Raw genomic sequence first — 3,904 nt, forward strand, 5'->3', positions numbered from 1 at the left:
GTCCTCCGAGTCCGCTGCACCGGAACTCGCGGCCCGTCCTCACGGTCCATAGCTCCCCCTGCCCGTACCGCTGGTTTCGCCCACGACAGTCTGCCTTGTCCGGAGGGAGTCCGTCAGCATCGGGGCGGCCGTTGCGGAGCCGTTACGGAGCCGTCCTCCACGCCGTCCTCCGCCCCGCTCTCCGGTGCGCCTCCCACCCGTCCCCGGGCCTTCGGAGGGGGCCGCCGCGGCAGCCGGCGGACGGCGGATTCAGGAGGCGGAGGTCACAAGGGGCCGCCGGGCGTCCGCGACGCGGGCGTACGGCGTGCCGCGGGCCGCTGTCCGTACGGGCCGGGGAGCCGCCGAAAATTCCTCGGGAAATTTTGGAAACGGACATTTGGGGTGCGGCTGCGGTTCCCGCATGGCGGACGGCGGTCGGCCGACCTACCAGTTGGTCGGCCCGGCCAGTTGTCGATCTTTCAATCATCGGCGACGAACCCCGTTCACCCTCGCAATGCAAGGCATTTGATCGTCAACTTCGGCGGATTGAGATCTTCCGGATGTGGAAACCGCAGCACTTAACGTCCTGTTCATGACTCAGGTGGAAGCACGGCCCCAGGCCGGAGACACGGTAAGGGGCGTCGACGCCCCGGGCGACACCCACGGCGTTCGCAGCAAGGGCCTCGGAGGGAACTCCGTCGGCCTCCTCGGCAGTGCCGTCATCGGCATCTCGACGGTCGCCCCCGTCTACTGCCTGACCTCGACGCTCGGTTCCACCGCCGGCGAGGTCGGACTCCAGATGCCGGCCGTGTTCCTCGCGGGCTTCCTCCCGATGCTCCTCGTCGCCTTCGCGTACCGGGAGCTCAACCGGGTCATGCCCGACTGCGGCACCTCCTTCACCTGGACGGTGAAGGCCTTCGGCCCCCGTATCGGCTGGATGTGCGGCTGGGGCCTCGTCATCGCGACGATCATCGTCCTCTCCAACCTGGCGGGCGTGGCGACCTCCTACTTCTGGCTCCTCGCCGGTGAGATCAGCGGCAGCGAGTCCGTCGCCGCCCTGGACGACAACAAGGCCGTCCACATCGTCACCTGCCTCGCGCTCATCGCCGCCGCGACCGCCATCAGCTACCGCGGCATGACCGCCACCAAGGGCGTGCAGTACACCCTCGTCGGCCTCCAGCTCGTCGTCCTCGCCGTCTTCGTCGCCCTGGCCCTCACGAAGGCAGGCTCCTTCGAGACCTCGGTCGACTTCTCCTGGTCCTGGATGAACCCCTTCGCGGTGCAGTCCTTCGCCGCCTTCACGGCCGGACTCTCCCTCTCGATCTTCATGTACTGGGGCTGGGACGCCTGCATGGCGACCAACGAGGAGACCACCGGCAGCGCCAAGACCCCGGGCCGCGCCGCCCTCATCGCCATGGTCGTCCTGGTCGGCTCGTACCTGGCCACCGGCATCGCCGCCCAGATGGCCGTCGGCTCCGGCGACCAGGGCCTCGGCCTCGCCAACCCGGAGACCTCCGACAACGTCTTCGCCGCCCTCGCCGGACCCGTCATGGGCTCCGTCCTCGGCCTGCTCCTCTTCGTCGCGGTCCTCGCCTCCGCCGCCGCCAGCCTCCAGACGACCTTCATCCCGGTCGCCCGCACGGTCCTCGCGATGGCCACGTACGAGGCCCTGCCCGGCTCCTTCACCAAGGTCCACCCGGTCTTCAAGACCCCCGGCAAGGCCACCGTCGTCGCCGGTGTCGCCACGGGCGTCTTCTACACCGTGATGACCCTGGTCAGCGAGAACGTCCTGGTCGACACCATCTACGCGCTCGGCCTGATGATCTGCTTCTACTACGCGCTGACCGCCTTCGCCTGTGTCTGGTACTTCCGCGGGGAGCTGTTCCGCTCCGGCCGTGACTTCGCCTACAAGGGCCTGATGCCGCTGCTCGGCGGGCTCATGCTCACCGCCGTCTTCGGCAAGACGCTGTACGACATGTGGGACCCGGCCTACGGCTCCGGCTCCGCCGTCCTCGGCGTCGGCTCGGTCTTCGTGATCGGCGTCGGACTGCTGCTCCTCGGCGTGGTGATCATGCTGATCATGCAGCGCCGCAGCCCGGCCTTCTTCCGGGGCGAGGTGCTGACCAAGGAGACCCCGTCGCTGGTGGTCGCCGACTGACGGAAACCGGGCCCGCGGGACTCCTGAGTCACTGAAACACCGTCCCGCGCCCCCGGTCCCACCGGCTCGTCCGGTCCGACCGGTCACCGGCTCCTTCCGAGCCGTCCTGTGAACGCGAAGGTGGCGGGCCCGTGGGGGGTCCCGCCACCTTCGTCGTACGTGCTTCCGCGCCGCGCGGGGCGGGGGAGTTCGGCGCGTCCCTAGGATGCGCTCATGGGAACGACGGACGTGGACATGGCGAGGGGCGGGGCGGCGGCCCCGGAGTGGACGCTGCGGCCCGGGCGCGCGGAGGATGCCGGGGTGATCGCCGAGCTGCGGGCCCTGGTCATGCGCGAGGACCTGGAGCGGCTCGGCCGCTACGACGAGCGCCGGGTGCGGCAGCGGGTGCTCGACGGTTTCTCGGAGACGTACACCTCGGTCATCGAGACCGGCGGCGCGTTCGCGGGCTCGGTGACGATCCGCCCGAGCGGGCCGGGCGGCGGCCTGTACCTGGAGCACTTCTACCTCGCCCCCGACACGCAGGGCAGGGGGCTCGGGACGGCGGTGCTGCGCCGCCTGCTGGACCGGGCGGACGCGGAGGGAGCGTCCGTCCGCCTGCAGGTGCTCCAGGGCAGCGCGGCCCGCCGTCTCTACGAGCGGGAGGGATTCACGGTCGAGTCCGAGGACGCGATCGACGTGTTCATGGTGAGGGAGCCCCGCTGAGCACTCCGGCCCCCGGGGCCTCCCTCACGGCTGCGGGAACGTTCCGGCGGGCTGCCGGACGCTGACGTTGATCCGGTTGAAGAAGTTGGTGATCGCCACCATCAGCACGATCGAGGCCAGCTGCTTCTCGTCGAAGTGGTCGGCGGCCGCGTCCCACACCGGGTCCGGCACCGCGTCCGCGGCGTCGGCGAGCCGGGTCGCCGACTCGGCGAGCGCGAGCGCCGCCCGCTCCTCGTCGGTGAAGTACGGGGTCTCGCGCCAGGCGGCGACGGCGAACAGCTTCTCCTCGCTCATACCGGCCTTCAGCGCGCTCCTGGCCCCGAAGTCGACGCAGAAACCGCAGTTGTTGATCTGGCTGGCCCGCAGGTGCACCAGCTCCAGGATCGACTCGGGGGCACCGCCCTGGCGGCTGGCCTTCAGCAGCTCCTGGATCGCCTGGGCGGCACCCGGGAGGAGGTAGGCCGGGTTGGACATGCGGGCGGTGGGGACGTGCGTCGTCGCCATGGTGATCGCTCCTCAGCGGTCTCGTGTGCGGTGGGCGCCGCTCCGGTGCGGCGCCTTCACCTCACTGACGGAGCGCGTGACGGGGATGTGACACGAGCCGGGAAATTTTTTCTCACGCCTCCGCGATCAGCGCCGTCGCGACCGTGCGGAAGCCGAGCCGGCCGTACAGCCGGGCCACGTTCTCGTCCGACGCCGTCAGGAACACCAGCTCCACGCCCCGGGCCCGGGCGTCCGCCACCAGCGCGGCCGTGACCGCGAGTCCGAGGCCCCGGCGGCGGGCCTCCGGCAGGGTGCCGACCCCGACGACCTCCGAGACCGGCCCGACGGTCTGGTGCTGGCCGGCCGCCAGGGCCGTCCCCGACGCGTCGAAGGCCGCCGCGAGCCGGGTGTACCCGGCCCGGATCCGCCCCGCGACCCGCTCCGCCGCGCCCGGCTCGGGGGTGGCCCCGAAGGCCCCGTAGGGGGCGGCGACGGCGCTCTCCAGGCCCGGGTCGTCCGCCTCGACCACCCGTACGGTCACCCCTTCCGGCTCCGGTACGGCGCTCCCCTCGCCCTCCAGAA

General features: G+C 71.2%; 4 protein-coding genes. 2 read left to right on the forward strand and 2 right to left on the reverse strand.

Annotated elements, in window-relative coordinates:
- Positions 1 to 571 precede the first annotated feature (571 nt).
- Both RIF68_RS30250 and RIF68_RS30255 read left to right on the forward strand, forming a co-directional pair.
- Positions 572 to 2,137 (forward strand): APC family permease, encoded by a 1,566-nt coding sequence (locus RIF68_RS30250; RefSeq protein ID WP_309054463.1) that lies wholly within the window; start codon positions 572 to 574, stop codon positions 2,135 to 2,137.
- Positions 2,138 to 2,350: 213 nt separating this feature from the next.
- Positions 2,351 to 2,839, forward strand: coding sequence for a GNAT family N-acetyltransferase (locus tag RIF68_RS30255; protein ID WP_309054464.1), 489 nt, complete (start codon positions 2,351 to 2,353; stop codon positions 2,837 to 2,839).
- A 24-nt stretch (positions 2,840 to 2,863) separates the two neighbouring features.
- Here RIF68_RS30255 and RIF68_RS30260 read toward each other — a convergent pair whose 3' ends face one another.
- Both RIF68_RS30260 and RIF68_RS30265 read right to left on the reverse strand, forming a co-directional pair.
- Positions 2,864 to 3,343: a carboxymuconolactone decarboxylase family protein gene (locus RIF68_RS30260; RefSeq protein WP_309054465.1), complete on the reverse strand. Its 480-nt coding sequence runs from the start codon at positions 3,341 to 3,343 to the stop codon at positions 2,864 to 2,866.
- A gap of 112 nt (positions 3,344 to 3,455) precedes the next feature.
- Positions 3,456 to 3,904: GNAT family N-acetyltransferase (locus RIF68_RS30265; RefSeq protein ID WP_309054466.1), on the reverse strand; the 449-nt coding region annotated here is incomplete at its 5' end.

This window comes from Streptomyces sp. (assembly GCF_031178505.1).
Classification (GTDB): domain Bacteria; phylum Actinomycetota; class Actinomycetes; order Streptomycetales; family Streptomycetaceae; genus Streptomyces; species Streptomyces gulbargensis.

Excerpts from the sequence above, each read along its gene's own strand:
- RIF68_RS30250 (WP_309054463.1), top strand. The coding sequence starts at position 572 with ATGACTCAGGTGGAAGCACGGCCCCAGGCCGGAGACACGGTAAGGGGC.
- RIF68_RS30255 (WP_309054464.1), top strand. The coding sequence starts at position 2,351 with ATGGGAACGACGGACGTGGACATGGCGAGGGGCGGGGCGGCGGCCCCG.
- RIF68_RS30260 (WP_309054465.1), bottom strand. The coding sequence starts at position 3,343 with ATGGCGACGACGCACGTCCCCACCGCCCGCATGTCCAACCCGGCCTAC.